The following is a 17,807-nucleotide window of genomic DNA, read 5'->3' as shown; positions in this document are numbered from 1 at the left end:
CTACTGCTGGTGGTGCGCCCGGCTGAACCGCGCGCCGAAGCCGGGCTGGCGGCGTGCCGTGACGTCCGGCGCGACGACGTACCCGCCGGCGGCCGGGCTGGCCGTGTTGGCCTTCCGGAGGGCGCGCGCGAACGCCTTCGCGTTCTGCACGGCCTGCGCGCCGTCCGCCTCGGCGCTGACGCGCAGCACGATGTCCTCCTGCGCGACGGTGCCGGTGAGCCCGTGGTCGGCGTCGCACTGGGGATCGCCGCAGCTCGCGGGGCCGATGTCGAGCCGCTGCCCGCCGGACCAGGCGATCGCGAGCGTCATCTCCCGGACCGGGTCGCTCGGCTTGTAGTCCTGCGGCTGCGCGTAGAGGTAGCTGAGGACCACCGACCTGATCTGGCTGACGGGGACGGACTCGGTGGAGATCTGCGCCATGACCTGCTCGCCGGCGTCGTCGAGCTGCTGGTCGTCCACGTGGGTGATCACGAGCATGTCCTCCGTGAGCACGAGCACGGTGATGTGCCGGTGCACCTCGGTGCGCTCGAAGTGCGTCTCGAGATGCGCGACGTGGGAGAGCGGCTCACGCCCGTCGAGCGCGTCGTGGACGACGTCGGCCACGAGTCGCGGGTAGAAGCCCGCCCGCTCGAGCGATGCATCGAGGTCACGCCACTGGGCGGAAAGCGATGGGGTCATGTCCCCAGTTTCCCCCACCGGACCGCGTTGTGCCTAACCCGCAGGCCGTCAGTCGCGCATGGCGCGGCGGGCGCTGTCGGTCCGCCGCTGCGGGTTCCCGACGTCGATCGCGGCACTGAGCACCGTGAGGCCCGAGGACGCGACGAGCACCGGGGTGAAGTCGAGGCGCGCGATCTCGGGGTGGTTGTCCTTCAGCAGGGCCACCCGGGCCACGAGGTCCTCGACCGCCGCGACATCCACGGGCGGGAGGCCCTGGTAGCCGAACAGCTTGCGCGAGGCGCGCGGCGCCCGCACGAGGTCCGTGACGTCGCCGGTGCTCAGCGGCGGGACGGCGTGCGCCCAGTCGTCGAGGAGGTTGACGGAGTCGCCGGCGAGGCCGAAGGAGATCACGGGTCCCATCAGCGGGTCCTCGATGGCCCGGATGCTGCAGGCCTGGCCGGAGGGCGCCATGGACTGCACCTCCATGCCGAACCGGCCGAAGGGCGCCAGCACCTTCTCCATCCGGGTGATGTTGCGGCGCAGGGACTCGGCGTCGTCGATGTTCAGCCGGACGCCGCCCAGGTCGAGGCGGTGCCGAAGGTGCTCGTCCATGGTCTTCAGCGCCACCGGCCAGCCCAGGCGTCCGGCCTGCTCGACCGCCTCGTCCACGGAGGAGAAGCGGGCCGACGGCAGGAGCCGGATGCCGTAGGCGCCCATCAGTGCCGAGCACTCCTCCGGCGTGAGCCGCGTGAGTTCGATGTCCGCGACCCGCGCCCGGACCTGTCCGAGGACACGGGCGGCCCCGTCGACGTCGACACCGTCCGGGTCCAGGAACTCGCCGTGATCGCGGGCACGCCACTGCGCGTACCGGACGACGGCGCCCAGCGCGGCGAGCGCGGCACCCGGGCTCGGGAAGCACGGCAGACCGCGCTGCAGGGGCAGGACGGCGGCGGCGGTCTCCCGTTCGGCCGGCCCTGCGGCCCCCTCCCCGTCCGGGGTCGCGGCACCGCCCTCGAGCGGCGCTGCGAGGGTGCCGCCCGTCGCCTCACCCGCGCGGGCGCCCGACGCCGGCGCGGAGACGAGCCCGTCCAGCTGCAGCCGGGCGTCCAGGATCCCCGTGAAGGACGCGACGACCGGCTTGCCCGCCCGCTCCGCACATGCCTGCAGGCAGGCGGCGGCGGCGTCGGCGGTGAGTCCCCGGGCCGGCAGCGTGGTGATGATCGCCGCGTGGACCGACTCCGCGCGCAGTGCGTCCTCCACGGCCTCGGCGAGGGCCCGCAGGGCGACGGACCGGCCGGTGTCGAGCTGCAGGCCGGTCTCCAGCCGGGCGACGGTCATGCCCTGCGAGACCACGCCGTCGGCCACCACCTTCCCGAGGGCGGACGAGTTGCTGAACACGGCGACGCCGGTGCCCAGGGGCAGGGGCTGGCTGGCGACGATCTGCGCGATGTCCATCAGCTGTTCCGTCGTCTCCACCCGCATCACACCGGATTGCCGGAGCATGGAGTCGAGGGCGCCGGGCGGTGCCTGGGTGGTCCGTACGGCGTGGCCCGGCGGGAGCTGCAGTCCCGTGACGTCGGACTTCGCGACGATCACGGGCTTCGTGCGCGCGAGGCGGCGGGCGATGCGCGAGAACTTCCGCGGGTTGCCGATCGATTCGAAGTACAGCCCGACGGCGCGGGTGGTCGGGTCGTCCTCCCAGAACTGCATGGCGTCGTTCCCGGACACGTCCGCGCGGTTGCCCGCCGAGATCACGGAGGACACGCCGAGCCCGCGGCGGTGGGCGCTCGCGTAGAGGAGCACGCCGAGGCCTGCCGACTGGCTGAAGAGCGACAGGGCGCCCCGGCGCGGGAGCTCGGGGGCCATCGAGGCGTTGAGCCGGACCGCCGGGTCGGTGTTCACGAGGCCGAGCGACGCCGGACCAACGACGCGCATGCCGTGCGCCCTGGCCTTGTGCACGAGGGCGCGCTGCCGCGCGAGGCCCTCGTCGCCGTCGTCGGCGTAGCCGGCGGTCGCCACGAGGAGTCCCCTGACGCCGGCCCGGGCGCATTCGTCCACCACGGCATCCACCTGGTCGTGGGGCACGGCGACGACGGCGAGATCCACGGGCTCAGGGACCTCCGCCAGGGAGGCGTGCGAGATCATGCCGTGCAGCTCGAAGGCCTCCGGGTTGACGGCGTACACGCGGCCGGTGAAGCCGCCGTCGATGAGGTGTTCCAGGAGCGCGTACCCGACGGTCCCCCATTCGCGGCTCGCGCCGATCACGGCGACCGACGAGGGCGTGAGGAGCTCCGCCATGCTCCTCGCCTCCGCACGGTGCTCCCGGGACTCCATCACGGCCTGCGACTTCCGCGTGGGGTCGATGTCGAAGCTCAGCATCACGACGCCGTCGTCGAAGTGCCGTTCCACCTCGTAGCCGGCCTCGGCGAAGACCGTGATCATCTTGCGGTTCTCGGGGAGGACCTCGGCGGAGAAGCGGCGGATGCCGTTCTCGCGGGCGGCCGCGGCCAGGTGTTCGAGGAGGATGGAGCCGACGCCGCGGCCCTGGTGGTGGTCGGAGACGTTGAAGGCGACCTCGGCCTCGAGCGGGTCGTCGAGGCGGTCGTAGCGGCCGATCCCGATGATGTCGGCACCCCGCGTGATGACGAAGGCCACGCGGTCCCGGTGGTCCACCTCGGTGAAGCGTTTGAGCTCCTTCGCGCTGAGCTTGGCCTTGTAGGTGAAGAACCGGAGGTAGATGGAGTTCTGCGACTGGCGGACGTGGAAGGCCTGCACGGCGTCCGCGTCGGAGGGCGAGATGGGGCGCAGGTGGCCGGTCCCGCCGTCGCGCAGGACGACATCAGCCTCCCAATATTCCGGGTATTGTCCGTCCGTCGCCATAGACTCAGGGTAGTCGGCATCCCCCCGGCCCCGGCCCGACGCCGCGACCGGATGCGCGGATGCCCCCGATCCACCCCATCCGATCCCCTGAGTTGTTGAGGAACCGCCACGTGGCCAGGCGCCAGAACTCCGCACCGCCGGAGGATTTCACCGAGAAGATCATCGACATCGATGTCAAAGCCGAGATGGAGGACTCCTTCCTCGAGTACGCGTACTCGGTGATCTATTCGCGTGCCCTCCCGGATGCGCGCGACGGCCTGAAGCCCGTCCAGCGGCGCATCCTGTACATGATGGCCGACATGGGCCTGCGCCCGGACCGCGGCCACGTGAAGTCGGCGCGCGTCGTCGGCGAGGTCATGGGCAAGCTGCACCCGCACGGCGACACCGCCATCTACGACGCCATGGTGCGCATGGCCCAGGACTTCTCCCTGCGCCTGCCCCTCATCGACGGCCACGGCAACTTCGGGTCGCTCGATGACGGCCCCGCGGCCGCCCGGTACACCGAGGCCCGCCTGGCTGCCGCCGCGCTGACCCTGACGGACCATCTCGACGAGGACGTCGTCGACTTCGTCCCCAACTACGACAACCAGCTGACGCAGCCCGAGGTGCTCCCCGCCGCGTTCCCGAACCTCCTCGTCAACGGCGCCAGCGGCATCGCGGTCGGCATGGCGACGAACATGCCGCCTCACAACCTCGGCGAGGTCGTCGCGGCGGCACGCCACCTCATCGCCCACCCGGACGCGTCCCTGGAGGACCTGACCCGCTTCGTCCCCGGGCCGGACCTGCCGAGCGGCGGCAAGATCGTGGGGCTCGACGGCGTGCGCGACGCCTATGCGACCGGCCGCGGGTCCTTCAAGACCCGCGCGACGGTGACCGTCGAGCAGCTCTCGGCGCGGCGCACGGGCCTCGTGGTCACCGAACTGCCCTACACCGTGGGGCCGGAGAAGGTGATCGAGCGGATCAAGGACGCCGTCACGTCCAAGAAGCTGCAGGGCATCTCGGACATCGTGGACCTGACGGACCGGACCCACGGGCTCCGCCTGGTGATCGAACTCAAGAACGGCTTCAACCCGAATGCCGTGCTCGCGCAGCTCTACCGCTTCACGCCGATGGAGGACTCGTTCGGCATCAACAACGTGGCACTCGTGGACGGGCAGCCGCGCACGCTCGGACTCCGTGAGCTCCTGCAGGTCTACGTCTCCCACAGGATCCTCGTGGTGCGCCGCCGCACGTCCTACCGGCTGCAGCGCAAGCGGGACCGCCTGCACCTTGTCGAGGGCCTGCTCGTCGCGATCGTGGACATCGACGAGGTCATCCAGATCATCCGTTCCTCGGACGAGTCCTCCGCCGCCCGCGAGCGGCTGATGTCCATCTACGACCTCACCGAGATCCAGGCCAACTACATCCTCGAGCTCCGCCTGCGTCAGCTCACCCGGTACTCGCGCATCGAGCTGGAGAAGGAACAGGAGCAGCTCCGCAAGGACATCGCCGGGCTGGAGGCCATCCTCGGTTCCGAGGAGCGGCTGCGCACGCTCGTGTCCGACGAACTCGCCGCACTGGCCGACCAGTTCGCGACACCGCGCCGGACCGTGCTGCTGGAGTCCGAGGCCGCCGCACCGCTCAAGGGGTCGACCCTTCCCGCGCCGGCCGGCAAGGGCGCCAAGGCCGTGATGCCGCTCGAGATCGCGGACGACCCCTGCTGGGTGCTCCTGTCGGCGTCCGGGCAGCTCGCGCGCACCTCGGACCGGGAACCGCTGGGCGACGGCCAGCGCATCAAGCACGACGCCTTCCGGTCCGTCCTGCCCTCGACGGCGCGCGGCGAGGTGGGCGCCGTGACCTCCGCCGGGCGGATGATCCGCCTGCAGGTCATGGACATGCCGGCCCTCCCGCCCACGGCCGGGGTGCCGAACCTCGCCGGCGGTGTGCCGTCGTCGGAGTTCATCACCCTCGAACGCGGCGAGAGCCTCGTGGGGCTGGCACCGCTGAACGGCGTGGTGGCCCTCGGGACGGCGCAGGGCGTGGTGAAGCGCGTGCAGCCGGACTACCCGCTGAACCGTGACGACTGGGAGGTGATCACGCTCAAGCCGAAGGACAGGGTGGTGGGTGTGACATCCGCCTCGGACCGGGACGATCTCGTGTTCATCACGCGCCTGGCGCAGCTGCTCCGCTTCCCGGCCTCCGCGGTACGGCCGCAGGGCCGGACCGCCGGCGGCATGGCGGGCATCAAGCTCACGGCCGGCGACGCCGTGCTGCACTTCGGTGCGGTGGAGCCCGGCGACGCGCAGGGCGTGGTGGTGACGGTCGCCGCGGCGGGCAACGCGCTGCCGGGCACGGCTGCCGGGTCCGCGAAGATCACCGAGTTCTCCGAGTACCCGGTCAAGGGCCGGGCCACGGCGGGCGTGCGGGCTCACCGGTTCCTCCGCGGGGAGGAGACGCTGTCGCTCGCGTGGGCCGGCCACGGTCCGGCGCGCGCCGCATCGGCCAACGGTGTGGCCCGGGCGCTGCCCACGGAACACGGGCGGCGCGACGGCTCGGGGGTCCCGCTGACCCAGCAGATCGACGCCGTCGGGCCGAGCCTCGCGGGGCTCATCGAGGCGTCCGCGCCCACCGTGCCTCCGGCCACCGCTGCCGGGCCCGACGGGTCGGCGTCCGGCGTGCGGATCGTCGACGGCTCCGCACCGGCGTCCCCGACACCGGCTGGGGAACCGGACGACGGCCAGGGCGTGCTGCTCTAGCTGCGGCGGGTCCGGGCGGTCAGTCCGCCGGGACCGTGAGCGGCAGGTCGAAGACGATCGCGCGCTGCGTCGGCACGTACCCCATGCGTTCGTACAGGCCGAGGGCGCCCGACGGATTCTCGGTGTCGACCCCCAGCCCCGCGTTCTCCATGCCGGCCGCCCGGTAACGCTTCATCGCCTCGGCCAGGAGTGCCGGCGCCAGGCCCCGGCCACGCCATGACCTGCGCACGCCCAGCAGATCCGTGTAGCCCTCCGAGTGGCCCAGCAGCTGCCGGGAGTCGGGGTCGTAGCTGGCGAGCTGGTAGGCCGCCACCTCCCCCCTGGCCGGGTCGAAGAGCGCAAGGCTCCAGTCGGTGCGGAACTCGGGATGGCTGACGGTGAACTGCCACGACTCCTGGTCGCGCGGCTCGCTCCCCCAGTGGTCCTGGAAGGCGTCGTTGTGGGCGAGGCGGACCAGTTCCACGATGTTCCGGTCGGCGCCGTCGGCGAAACTCACCAGCTCCAGCTCGGCCGGGAAGGGCAGCTCGGGGATCGGCTGTGCCAGCGGCCTCGTCATCTCGGTGAAGTACCGGACGATCGTGCTGCCGCTCGCCGTCAGCAGGGCCAGGTGCGAGGGATTGCGTTCCTCCACGTAGTTCCTGAAGATCCCTTCGGTCCGGCCGGTCTCCCGCAGCCGCCCGAGTGCCCGCCAGGCCTGCCAGGCGAGGACCGCCCGCCCGATCCCGCGGCCACGCCATGCAGGGTCGACACCGCCGGCCCCGTGGACGAGCGAGGACCCGGAATTCATGGACAGCCGCCCGAAGGCACGGGGGACCCCCGCGTCGTCGGACCCGACGATCGTGTCCCGGCGCGGGTCGTTCTTCGAGGCACGCAGCGCCTGCTCGAGGTCGGCTCGCTGCTCCACCCAGTCGGGTTCGTCCTCGGCCGCGATACGCCGGATCAGCAGGAGCCAGGCATCGATGTCCGCGTAGCTGAGGGGCCGCCACCGGAGGGCGGCGGGCAGTGGCGGTGCCTCGGTCTCCGCCGCGCCGCTCCTGTCAGAATGCTGTCCGGTCCGATCGGGGGTGGTCATGGAGCCAGCGTATTGCAGGGCGGCCCGGCCCGTCCTTTTGCGACGCGCCGCCCCGGTGCCGGCCCCACGCCTCAGCCGAGGACGGGCCGACCTGCTCGGACGCCGCGCAGCACCGTCGTCGTCCGCGGGCGACCGCTATGACCGCGGCCCGGCGCGGCTCCTGTGTCCTCAGCGCTCCGACCGGTCGTGACCGGGCGTCGTGACGGCGGCGGGCGGCAGCGTCACCACCTCGTCGCACAGCGCCGCCTCGTCGGGGTCGTGGGTCACGAGCAGCACCGCCGTGTCGGGCAGCCCCCGGCGCAGGTCTTCGAGCAGCGAGCGGGCGCCGTCGGCGTCCAGGTGGGCGGTGGGCTCGTCGAGCAGCACGACGCCGGACCGCGTCAGCAGGGCGCGTGCCACGGCGAGCCGCTGCCGCTGCCCCCCGGACAGTCGGGAGCCGCCCGGTCCGGCCTGTGCGTCCAGGCCGTGCTCTAGGCCGGCCACGAAGCCCGTCAGTCCGACGGCAGCGAGGACGCGCTCGAGCTCCTCGTCGCTGGCCGGGTCGCCGGGCGAGCGGGCGAGCTGCAGGTTGGAACGGAGCGTCGAGGTGAACAGGTGGCTCTCCTGCGGGCACCACGCGATCCGCGGCGTGGAGCCGTCGTGGGGCACCCCGTCCACGAGCAGCCTGCCCGCCTCGAGCGGCAGGAAGCCCAGCAGGGCGCCGATCAGGGTGGACTTCCCGCTGCCGGACGGACCGGTGAGCCCGGTCCAGGAGCCGGGCACGAGGTGCATGTCCACACCGGTCACCACGGGTCGGCCGGGCTCGTACCCCACCGCTGCGCCCTCGAGGTCGAGCCGGCGGGCAGGGGCCGGGACCTCCGGCACGTCGCCCGCCACGAGGGGGTCCAGGGACGGGCCGAGCCTCGGCTGGAGGCGGCGCACGACGGCGGAGAGCGCACCCCAGTGCTGCACGGCGGAGGCGCCCGCGACGAAGGGTTCGATCAGCGCGAGCTGCATCAGCACGAGCACCGCCGTCGTCCCGGCGGGCAGGCCGGCCGAAACCGCGAGGATGCCGAGCGATGCGGCGCAGCAGGCGGCGACGATCACGGCGGTCGCCGCCCCGGCGGCTGCGGCGGAGCGGCGCGCCGCGACCGATGCCCTGTGGTCGAGGTGCCGGGTGGCGGCGAGCGCGGCGCGGTGGGCGCCGTTCACCCGGAGATCGGGTGCCGCCCTCAGCAGGCCGGTCACGCGCTCGAGGGCGTCCGCGCGCAGCTGCACCGCGGCGGCCCCGGCGGCCCGCTCACGCGCGACCGCCACGATCGGCGCGACGACGACGGCCACCCCCACCGCGAGGGCCTGCCAGCCGAGGGCTGCGGGGTGCAGCACGGCTGTGGTGACGAGCGCGGCGAGGGCGGTGAGCACCGATGTGAGGAAGGGCAGCAGTGCCCGCGCGGAGATGTCCCTCAGCTCGTCGATGTCGCCGACGAGCCGCTCGATGCCGCCCGAACCGCGGGCGATCGTGCGCCAGGAGCGTCCTGCCCGCAGGAGGCCGCTCCACAGCCGCAGGCGCGTGTCGTCGGCCCGGTGGAACACCGCGCGGTGCAGCCACAGGCGCTCCTCGTAGCGCAGGAGCGAGCGGCCGATCCCGAAGAACCGGACACCGACGATGGCCGTGAGCAGGTAGAGGATGGGCGGCTGCTCTGCGGCGCGGACGATGAGCCAGCCGCTGAGGGCGGTGAGCGCGACCGCGAAGACGGAGGCACCGAGCCCCAGCGCGGCGGCGGCGAGGAAGCGGCGGTCCCAGGGGCGGACGAGGGCGAGGACATCGCGTCCCGAGCGGAGCCAGGACGCGCGCGGGGTCCTCGGACGCCCGGGAGCGGCCGCCGACCAGTCGGCATCGGTGCCATCGGACGCGGCTGCAGCGGCCGGGGTGGACGGATGATCGGGCGTCCCCTCGCGGCCCTGTGCGGCAGCGGGTCGGGCGGCCGGGACGGGCGCGGCCGTCGCGGTCACGGCATCGGATCGCACCGGGGACAGGTCAGCGGACGCCGGGGCAGCCGAGGACGGGGCAGGGGGCGCGGAGGCGCCGAAGGGCGGCACACCCGCCTGCGAGGCGGAGTGCAAGGAGGCCTGCGAGGCGGCGTGGACGGTGGCCTGCGACCCGGTCAGCGAGGCGGCGTGCGAGGCGGCCTGCACGTCGAGGTCCGGCAGGTCCAGCCGCACCTCGTTCTCGGCGAGCGCGGCCGTCTCGTCGTCGTGCGCGATCAGGAGGACCGAGAGCCCCGGGCGGCGCGCCAGGATGGCCCGCCGGATGGCCCGGGAGGCGTCCTCGTCCACGTGGGCGGTGGGTTCGTCGAGGAGCAGGAGGCGGACCGCGGGGTCCTGCGCCCGCAGCAGGGCGCGGGCGACGGCGACGCGCCGCAGCTCGCCCGGGCTCAGCTCGCCCGTCCGCCGGTCCGCGAGTCCGGCGGCATCCACCGCTGCCAGCTGTTCCGGGATGGCGGGGGCATCTGCCGGGAGCCCCGCGTACAGGGCCAGTTCTGCGCGGACCGTCTCCATCAGCAGCTCCGGGTGCTGCGGGACCCAGGCGACGCTCCCCTCCGGCAGCCCGTCGATCCGGCCCTGGATCCGGAGCCCTGCCGGGGCCGCCGCTCCCCCGGCCAGCGCCCGCATGAGCGTCGACTTCCCCGATCCGCTCGGGCCCCGGAGGGCCAGCACGGATCCCGGGGCGACGTCGAACGTGACGCGCTCGACCACGGGGGCGAGGACGCCGTCGTAGCGCGCGGTGAGTCCCTCCACGCGGATGCCGGCGGTCGCAGCCTGCGGGACCCGTGTGGAGGACGGGGCACAGGCCGGCGCCGGGGCGGGCACGGGAGCCGGCGTGTGCGCCGGGACGGCGTCCCCTACGGGCGGGGCGTCGATGACCGCGCGGACCCGGGCACCGGCCTCCTCGCCGTCCTCGCTCGCGTGGTGCGCGGCGCCGACGTCGCGCAGCGGTCCGTAGCACTCCGGCGCCAGGATCAGGGCGACCAGGGCCGTCTCGAGGCCGAGATCGCCATGGATCAGCCGGACGCCCGCGAAGACGGCGACGACGGCCACCGAGATGGTGCTGATGAGTTCGAGGGCGAGGGAGGAGAGGAACACCGTGCGGAGGGTGGTCATGGTGCGTGCCGTGTAGGAGTCGGCGATCTCGCGGAGCGCCCGCGTCTGCTCCGCGGCACGGCCGAGGCCCACGAGGACGGGCAGTCCCCGGGCGAGCTCCAGCAGGTGGTCCGACAGGCGGCCGAGCGCGGCGGCGGCCTGCTGGGTGCGCTCCTGCGTGTGGTGGCCGATCAGTGCCATGAACACGGGCACCAGCGGCACCGTGAGCACGATGATGAGGGCGCTGACCCAGTCGGCGAGGAGGATGCGTGCGCCGATGAGCAGGGGTACCGCGGCGCAGGTGACGAGCGCGGGCAGGTACTGCGTGTAGTACTTGTCGAGGCCGTCGAGGCCGCGCGTCAGCAGCACGGCGAGGGCGCCCTGCCCGCTGCCCGGGGTGGCGGCCCTCGTGGTGCCGCCGTCGTCGAGCACGCGCAGCAGGGCGGCTTCCCGCAGGCCCTCCTTGGCTCCGAGGGCGAGGCGTGCGGCGGTCGCGTCCTGCCCCCACGCCGCGACGGTGCGGAGGCCCGCGCCGAGCACGCCCTGGACGAGGACGGCCCGGAGGTCCAGCGCGCCGTCGGCGAGGGACGCGATGCCCAGAGCGAGTGCCTGGGCCATGAGCACCAGGCCCGCGGCACGCGCGGCGGCGAGCACGCCGAGGAGGTAGACGGCCGACGCGGACCCCCTGGCGCCCGTCGCGCCCGCCGGCCCCCCTGCCCGGAGGGCGGCCAGGGGCGTGACGCGTCCGGTCGCGGACTCCGGTTGGCGGGTGGCGACACTCACAGGGCTGCCACGGCATGTGCTGCGGGAATGCTCGCCTCCGACACGCGGCGGCGGAAGACCCAGTAGGTCCAGGCCTGGTACGCGAGGACGAGCGGCAGCCCGAAGCATGCGACGACGCTCATCAGACCGAGCGTGTAGGGCGAGGACGAGGCGTTCTGCACCGTCAGATCGAACGCGGCGTCGAGGGTCGACGGCAGGACGACGGGGAACACGGCACCGAAGATCGACCCGACGAGCGCGAGCATCCCGGCACCGAGGGCGGCGAAGGCGCGCCCGTCGCGCCCGATCACCGAGCAGCGGTAGGAGGCGGTGACCGCCGCGACGGCGAGGACCACGGCCAGCCACGTGATCACCGACCCGGAGTCCAGCTGGACGAGGAGGGCCCACCCCAGGAACGGGATCATGGCGACGGGCAGCAGGCGGCGGAACAGGCGCTCCGCCTGGCCGCGCACGCGCCCTTCGGTCTTCAGTGTGATGAAGGCCGCCGCGTGGACGAGGCAGAACAGGACGACCGCCGCGGCCCCGAGGAGCGCCGGGAGGGTGGCCCACGCGAAGGCGCCGCCCACGCGGTTGCCGTCGGCGTCGAGCGGCAGGCCCGTCGTCGTCAGCGCCAGTGCCGCGCCGATGCCCGCCGCAGCGGTGAAGGAGCCGACGGCGATGGCCCAGTCCCAGCGGCCGCGCCACGCATCGCCGTCCCGCTTGCCCCGCCACTCGAAGGCCACGGCCCGGAAGATCAGGCCGAGCAGCACGAGCAGGAAGGGCAGGTAGAGCGCCGACAGCAGCGAGGCGTACCAGGACGGGAAGGCCGCGAAGGTCGCGCCGACGGCGGTGATGAGCCACACCTCGTTGCCGTCCCAGACCGGCCCGACGGTGTTCAGGAGGACGCGCCGCTGCGTGTCGTTGCGGGCCAGGAGCTTCATGAGCATGCCGACCCCGAGGTCGAAGCCCTCGAGGAAGAGGTAGCCGGCCCAGAGCACGGCGATCAGTACGAACCAGAGGGTAGGCAGTGCCTCGGTCATCTAGGGAACCTTCCGGGCGAGCGGGCCGGGAGCGGGGCCGGCTGGGGATCGTGGGACACCGGGGCGGCCGGGTCAGTACGCGAAGGCAAGGACATCGCCGTCGTCCTTCCTGCCGGTGGGCGCGCCCGGGTGGTCGTCGTCGTGCGCGAGTTCCGGCATGGCCGAGGCCGTGCCACCGCGGACGTAGGTGAACAGCAGGCGCACCTCGACCACGAGCAGGACGGCGTACACCGACGTGAGGGCGACGAGCGAGACGACCAGCTCGGCGAGGGAGACGCCGGGTGACACCGCGGCCGCCGTGAACATGAACACGCTGTCGATGCCGGACGGGTCCGGGTTGGGCGCGACGACGAAGGGCTGCCGCCCCATCTCGGTGAAGATCCAGCCGGCGGAGTTGGCGCCGAACGGGGCGAGGATGCCGAACACCGCGAGACGCATGAGCCATCGGGACTGCGGCACGGTGCCCTTGCGGAGGACCCACAGGGCGGCGCCGGCGGCGGCGGCGGCGATCGCGCCGAAGCCGATCATGATCCGGAAGCCCCAGTAGGTGACCTCCATGACGGGCAGGTAGTCGATGGCCGTACCGGCGCGCTCGCCGTACATGGGGTCGTCCGGCAGCGTGGTGCCGTACTTCTCCTGGTACTCGGGCAGCAGGGTGTTGACGCCCTTGACCTCGGTGGTGAAGTCGCCGTTGGCGAGGAACGAGAGCACGCCGGGCACCTCGATGACGGCGGTGATGTCGTCGCAGCTCTGCGCGCCGAGGTTGCCGACCGAGAGGATCGAGAAGCCGGTGCCGTCGTGGCAGGCGGCCTCGGCTGCGGCCATCTTCATGGGCTGCTGGTCGAACATGAGCTTGCCCTGCAGGTCGCCCGTGATGCCCGTCCCGGCGAAGGCGATCATGGCGACGACCGCGCCGGCCCGGGCGGAACGGAGCCAGACCCTGTGGTCGACGGCGTCGCGGGCGCCGCTCCCGCCGATGGTGAGCGTGCCGTCGGCGGCGAGGGTGTCGAGGCCGTCGTGGCGCCGCTTCCACAGGTGGTACCAGCTGATCCCGAGGAGGAAGGCGCCGGCGACGGCGAGGGCACCGAAGACCGTGTGCGGGAAGGCGACGAGGGCCGTGTTGTTGGTGAAGACCGCCCACGCATCGACCATCACCGGCCTGCCGTCGACCATCTCGACGCCCACGGGGTGCTGCATCCACGAGTTCGCCACGAGGATGAAGTAGGCGGAGAAGACGGAGGCCAGGACGGCGGCCCAGAGGCACAGGAGGTGGATCAGCCGCGGCAGGCGGTTCCAGCCGAAGATCCAGAGGCCGAGGAAGGTCGACTCGACGAAGAAGGCTAGGAGCGCCTCCATCGCGAGGGGCGCCCCGAAGACGTCCCCGACGAAGCGGCTGTACTCGCTCCACGCCATGCCGAACTGGAACTCCTGGACGAGCCCGGTGGCGACGCCCATGATGAAGTTGATGAGGAAGAGCTTTCCCCAGAACTTCGTCATGCGGAGATAGTGCTCCTTGCCCGTGCGGTGCCACATGGTCTGCATCATCGCGACCAGGAGGCCGAGCCCGATGGTCAGGGGGACCATGAGGAAGTGGTAGACGGTCGTGATCCCGAATTGCCAGCGGGCAATCTCCAAGGCTTCCATCGGACCCTTTCGGCAGTGCCGTGCGCCGGCAACGCGGAACTTCTACACGCTGTAGAAGAAGTTCTTCTACACATCGTAGAACAAAATGCGGGTCATTTCTACGTGGAGTAGAATTGTCCGCTCCGAGGCGGTAAGTTAGGTGCACAACGCTTGATCGCTCCCCTGTGGGAGCGGACCGGGACCCGAGGCGGGTGCCGGTCATGCACTGATCGAAGGAAGAACATGGCAACGCTCGGAGACCTCGAACGCACGGTGATGGACCTGCTGTGGGCAACGCCCGAGGCGCTGAACGCCAACGCGCTCCGCGACGCGATCGCGGAGGCGCCCTCGGGTCAGGTGGGGCGTGAACTGGCCGTCACGACGGTCCTCACGGTTCTGTCGCGCCTCGAGAAGAAGGGCCTCGTGGAGCGGGAGCGCGACAGCCGCCCGCACCGCTACAGGTCCGTGACCAGCCGTGAGGACCACACGGCCGAACTCATGCACGAGGTGCTCGTGACCGCACCGGACCGCGAGGCCGTCCTCGCGCGGTTCATCGGCAGCGTGTCCGCGACCGAGGCGGAGACCCTCCGCAAACTGCTCGGCGGCAGCTGACCCTTCGGTGTTCTGGGCCTCGTACCTGCTCGCGGCACTCGCGATCATCCTCGCGTGGCCCGCTCCCATCGCGCTCTCGCGCGCCTCCTGGCCCGCCCGCGCGCCCTTCACAGCGATGGTGCTCTGGCAGTCGATCGCCCTCGCGGGCGGACTGTCGATGATCGGCGCGATGCTCGTGTGGGGCCTCGAACCACTCGGCGACAACCTCGTCTCGGCGTCGAGGGGCTTCGTCGGCATCCTGCTCGATGACGACTCCGCGGCGACCCTCGGCGTCATCCACGTCTTCGCGATCAGCGCGGCGACCCTGCTGTTCGGCCACCTCCTGTTCACCCTGGCGCTGACCTTCGTGCGCATCCGCCGCCAGCGCCGCCGCCACCGGGACATGCTCACCCTGCTGAGCTCCCCCGCCGCCGACCAGCCCGCCACGCTCGTGATCAGCCATCCCGCGCCGGTGGCCTACTGCCTCCCGGGCGGGGCACGCTCGGTGACGGTCATGTCGGACGGCCTCATGGACCTGCTCAGCCGGGCCGAGCTCGATGCGGTCCTCACGCACGAGAATGCGCACCTCCACCAGCGCCACCACCTGCTGCTCTGGGCTTTCGCCGCTTGGCGTGCGGCGCTGCCCTGGCTCCCGACGTCGCAGCTCGCCCAGCGCGCGGTGAGCGAACTGATCGAGATGCTCGCGGACGACGAGGCCCTGCGGCACGTGGACGAGCCGACCCTCGTACGCGCCATCGCCATCGTCGGTTCCGGCGCGCTCCCGCCCTCGCGCGAGGAGCTCGACGACCCCCTCGCAGAGCCCCTGTCCGAGCGGGGCCGGCACGGAGCAACGCCGCACGGGGCCGACGTGACCGGTGGGATCGCCGACGCGGAGTCGACGGCACACCGGCTGCGCCGGCTGCTCACACCCCTGCCGCCGCTGAGCCGCCTCCAGCAGAGCCTGGCCCTGTCCACCGCCGGCATGCTCCTGGTGGTCCCGCCGGTGCTGCTGGTGGTCCCCGAACTGCTCGGCTGAGCAGCACCGCGTCCGGGCGGGCGTCATCCGCGGACGGTCGCGGCTCGAACCGCTCTCCGTAGCGCTGACGGAACGGCCCGTCAGGCGTCGATGCGGTCCCGGTCCAGGGATGCGGCTCCCGCGATGATGAAGTCCTTGCGTGGCGCCACGTCGCTGCCCATCAGGAGGTTGAAGACGCTCTCGGCGGACTCGGCCTCCTGGATGCGGACACGCCGCAGGGTCCGGTGCCGCGGGTCCATGGTGGTCTCCGCGAGCTGGTCGGCGTCCATCTCGCCGAGTCCCTTGTACCGCTGGATCGGGGACTTGTACCGCTTGCCCTTCTTCTCCAGCGCGGCCAGCAGGCGCGTCAGTTCGGCCTCCGAGTAGGTGTACATCATCTCGTTGGCCTTCGAGCCGCCGTTGATCACCTCCACGCGGTGCAGCGGCGGGACGGCGGCGTAGACCCGGCCGGCCTCGACGAGCGGACGCATGTACCGGAAGAACAGGGTGAGGAGCAGCGTGCGGATGTGGGCGCCGTCCACGTCGGCGTCGGTCATCAGGATGACCTTGCCGTACCGGCGGGCGTCGAGCTGGAAGCTCCGCCCCGACCCGGCCCCGATCACCTGGATGAGGGCCGCGCACTCCGCGTTGGACAGCATGTCGCCCACCGAGGCTTTCTGCACGTTCAGGATCTTGCCGCGGATCGGCAGGAGCGCCTGGTAGTCGGAGGACCGGGCGTTCTTCGCGGTGCCGAGCGCGCTGTCGCCCTCGACGATGAACAGTTCGGAGCGCTCCGGATCGTCGATGCGGCAGTCGGCGAGCTTGGCCGGCATCGTGGAGGTCTCGAGGGCGTTCTTGCGCCGCTGCGTCTCCTTGTGCACCCGCGCGGAGATCCGCGACTTCATCTCGGCGACGACCTTCTCGAGCAGCAGCGCCGACTGCGCCTTGTCGTTGCGCGCGGAGGAGGACAGGCGTGCCTGCAGCTCCTTCTCGACGACCTTCCCCACGATGGCCTTGACCGCCGAGGTGCCGAGGATCTCCTTCGTCTGTCCCTCGAACTGCGGCTCGGCCAGGCGGACCGTGAGGACGGCCGTCAGGCCAGCGAAGACGTCGTCCTTCTCGATCTTGTCGCTACCCGCCTTCAGCTTCCGCGCATTGGCCTCGATGACCTTGCGGAAGGTCTTCAGCAGGGCCTGCTCGAAGCCGGTCTGGTGCGTTCCGCCCTTCGGCGTCGCGATGATGTTCACGTAGCTGCGCACCGTCGTCTCGTAGCCGATACCCCAGCGCAGGGCGATGTCGACGTCGCAGTCCCGCTCCACCTCGGCCATCCGGCTGTGTCCGCGGTCGTCGAGGACGGGGACGGACTCCTTGAAGCGGCCCGAGCCCTGGAAGCGCCAGACGTCCGTGACCGCTGGGTCGAGCGCCAGGAACTCGGCGTACTCGGAGATGCCGCCGTCGTGCTGGAAGACCTCCTCGACCGGCCCGGACTCCCCCGGCGTGCCCGGGAGCTTGCGCTCGTCCCGGAGGGTGATGCGCAGGCCGGGCACCAGGAACGACGTCTGCCGCGCACGGGTCTGCAGTTCCTCGTAGGAGAAGGCGGCGTCGGGCGTGAAGATCTGGCGGTCGGCCCAGTACCTGATGCGCGTGCCGGTGACACCCCGCTTGGCCGTCCCGACGACCTCCAGGCGGGAGCCGTCGAGGAACGGTTCGAACGACGACGTCGGCGACGGCGTCCTCGCGTCCTTGAACACGCCGGGCTCCCCCCGGCGGAAGGACATGGCGTAGGTCTTGCTGCCGCGGTCGACGAAGACGTCCAACCGGGAGGACAGCGCGTTGACGACGCTCGCCCCCACGCCGTGGAGACCGCCCGAGGCGGTGTAGGAGCCCCCGCCGAACTTCCCGCCGGCATGCAGCTTGGTGAAGACCACCTCCACCCCGGTCAGGCCGGTCTTGGGCTCGATGTCCACCGGGATGCCCCGGCCGTCGTCGTGGATCTCCACCGAGCCGTCCGCATGCAGGATCACCGTGATGCTCTGGCCGTACCCTGCCAGGGCCTCGTCCACGGAGTTGTCGATGATCTCCCAGAGGCAGTGCATGAGGCCGCGCGAATCGGTGGACCCGATATACATGCCGGGGCGCTTGCGCACCGCCTCGAGGCCCTCCAGGACCGAGAGGTGCCGGGCGGTGTAGTCCGAAGTGGGAGGTGTCACGGTGATGCATTCTCCTTGGCGGAACGGGCACGCGCCGGCACAGGCGCCGGAGAGTGTGTTCGGAGGGAAGGGGGGAACTCCAGTCTATTGCCGGGTACCGAC

The 17,807-nt window shown here is 72.1% G+C and carries 10 protein-coding genes; 3 read left to right on the top strand and 7 right to left on the bottom strand.

Annotation, left to right across the window (positions count from 1 at the left end):
* On the bottom strand, positions 1-678 hold the full coding sequence (locus tag QFZ50_RS04350) for a DUF5998 family protein (protein WP_307082250.1): 678 nt from the start codon (positions 676-678) through the stop codon (positions 1-3).
* A gap of 48 nt (positions 679-726) precedes the next feature.
* Positions 727-3,537 carry a bifunctional acetate--CoA ligase family protein/GNAT family N-acetyltransferase gene (locus QFZ50_RS04345; protein WP_307082249.1) on the bottom strand — a complete coding sequence of 937 codons (2,811 nt, stop codon included), beginning with the start codon at positions 3,535-3,537 and terminating at the stop codon, positions 727-729.
* A 110-nt stretch (positions 3,538-3,647) separates the two neighbouring features.
* Between QFZ50_RS04345 and QFZ50_RS04340 the strand changes: the two genes are divergently transcribed.
* Positions 3,648-6,272 (top strand): DNA gyrase/topoisomerase IV subunit A, encoded by a 2,625-nt coding sequence (locus QFZ50_RS04340; protein WP_307082247.1) that lies wholly within the window; start codon positions 3,648-3,650, stop codon positions 6,270-6,272.
* 19 nt (positions 6,273-6,291) lie between these two features.
* Here the strand turns inward: QFZ50_RS04340 and QFZ50_RS04335 are convergent, their stop codons facing one another.
* The 4 genes from QFZ50_RS04335 to QFZ50_RS04320 all read right to left on the bottom strand — a co-directional run bounded on the left by QFZ50_RS04335 (position 6,292) and on the right by QFZ50_RS04320 (position 13,910).
* The gene (locus tag QFZ50_RS04335) at positions 6,292-7,344 is read right to left on the bottom strand and encodes a GNAT family N-acetyltransferase (RefSeq protein WP_307082245.1); all 1,053 of its coding nucleotides are present in this window, start codon (positions 7,342-7,344) and stop codon (positions 6,292-6,294) included.
* Positions 7,345-7,512: 168 nt separating this feature from the next.
* Positions 7,513-11,247, bottom strand: a complete 3,735-nt coding sequence (cydD, locus tag QFZ50_RS04330) for a thiol reductant ABC exporter subunit CydD (RefSeq protein ID WP_307082243.1) — start codon at positions 11,245-11,247, stop codon at positions 7,513-7,515.
* Positions 11,244-12,266 carry a cytochrome d ubiquinol oxidase subunit II gene (gene cydB / locus QFZ50_RS04325; protein ID WP_307082241.1) on the bottom strand — a complete coding sequence of 341 codons (1,023 nt, stop codon included), beginning with the start codon at positions 12,264-12,266 and terminating at the stop codon, positions 11,244-11,246. The genes cydD and cydB overlap by 4 nt, the downstream gene beginning before the upstream one ends.
* Positions 12,267-12,338: 72 nt before the next feature.
* Positions 12,339-13,910, bottom strand: a complete 1,572-nt coding sequence (locus QFZ50_RS04320) for a cytochrome ubiquinol oxidase subunit I (RefSeq protein WP_307082239.1) — start codon at positions 13,908-13,910, stop codon at positions 12,339-12,341.
* 222 nt (positions 13,911-14,132) lie between these two features.
* Here QFZ50_RS04320 and QFZ50_RS04315 point away from each other — a divergent pair, with 222 nt between their 5' ends.
* Both QFZ50_RS04315 and QFZ50_RS04310 read left to right on the top strand, forming a co-directional pair.
* Entirely contained in the window at positions 14,133-14,501 is a 369-nt protein-coding gene (locus QFZ50_RS04315) for a BlaI/MecI/CopY family transcriptional regulator (protein WP_307082237.1), read from the top strand.
* Between the two features lie 7 nt (positions 14,502-14,508).
* Positions 14,509-15,516 carry a M56 family metallopeptidase gene (locus tag QFZ50_RS04310; protein WP_307082235.1) on the top strand — a complete coding sequence of 336 codons (1,008 nt, stop codon included), beginning with the start codon at positions 14,509-14,511 and terminating at the stop codon, positions 15,514-15,516.
* An 80-nt stretch (positions 15,517-15,596) separates the two neighbouring features.
* Here the strand turns inward: QFZ50_RS04310 and QFZ50_RS04305 are convergent, their stop codons facing one another.
* Entirely contained in the window at positions 15,597-17,705 is a 2,109-nt protein-coding gene (locus tag QFZ50_RS04305) for a DNA gyrase/topoisomerase IV subunit B (RefSeq protein WP_307082233.1), read from the bottom strand.
* Positions 17,706-17,807 lie beyond the last annotated feature (102 nt).

Source organism: Arthrobacter agilis, from assembly GCF_030816075.1.
Taxonomy (GTDB): domain Bacteria; phylum Actinomycetota; class Actinomycetes; order Actinomycetales; family Micrococcaceae; genus Arthrobacter_D; species Arthrobacter_D agilis_E.
Note: the sequence above shows the minus strand (reverse complement) of the source record. Positions and strands in the feature narration are given on the sequence as shown.

Bases quoted from the DNA above. Each gene is read 5' to 3' on its own strand.
- QFZ50_RS04350 (WP_307082250.1), bottom strand. From the start codon at position 678: ATGACCCCATCGCTTTCCGCCCAGTGGCGTGACCTCGATGCATCGCTC.
- QFZ50_RS04345 (WP_307082249.1), bottom strand. From the start codon at position 3,537: ATGGCGACGGACGGACAATACCCGGAATATTGGGAGGCTGATGTCGTC.
- QFZ50_RS04335 (WP_307082245.1), bottom strand. From the start codon at position 7,344: ATGACCACCCCCGATCGGACCGGACAGCATTCTGACAGGAGCGGCGCG.
- cydB (WP_307082241.1), bottom strand. From the start codon at position 12,266: ATGACCGAGGCACTGCCTACCCTCTGGTTCGTACTGATCGCCGTGCTC.
- QFZ50_RS04320 (WP_307082239.1), bottom strand. From the start codon at position 13,910: ATGGAAGCCTTGGAGATTGCCCGCTGGCAATTCGGGATCACGACCGTC.
- QFZ50_RS04315 (WP_307082237.1), top strand. From the start codon at position 14,133: ATGGCAACGCTCGGAGACCTCGAACGCACGGTGATGGACCTGCTGTGG.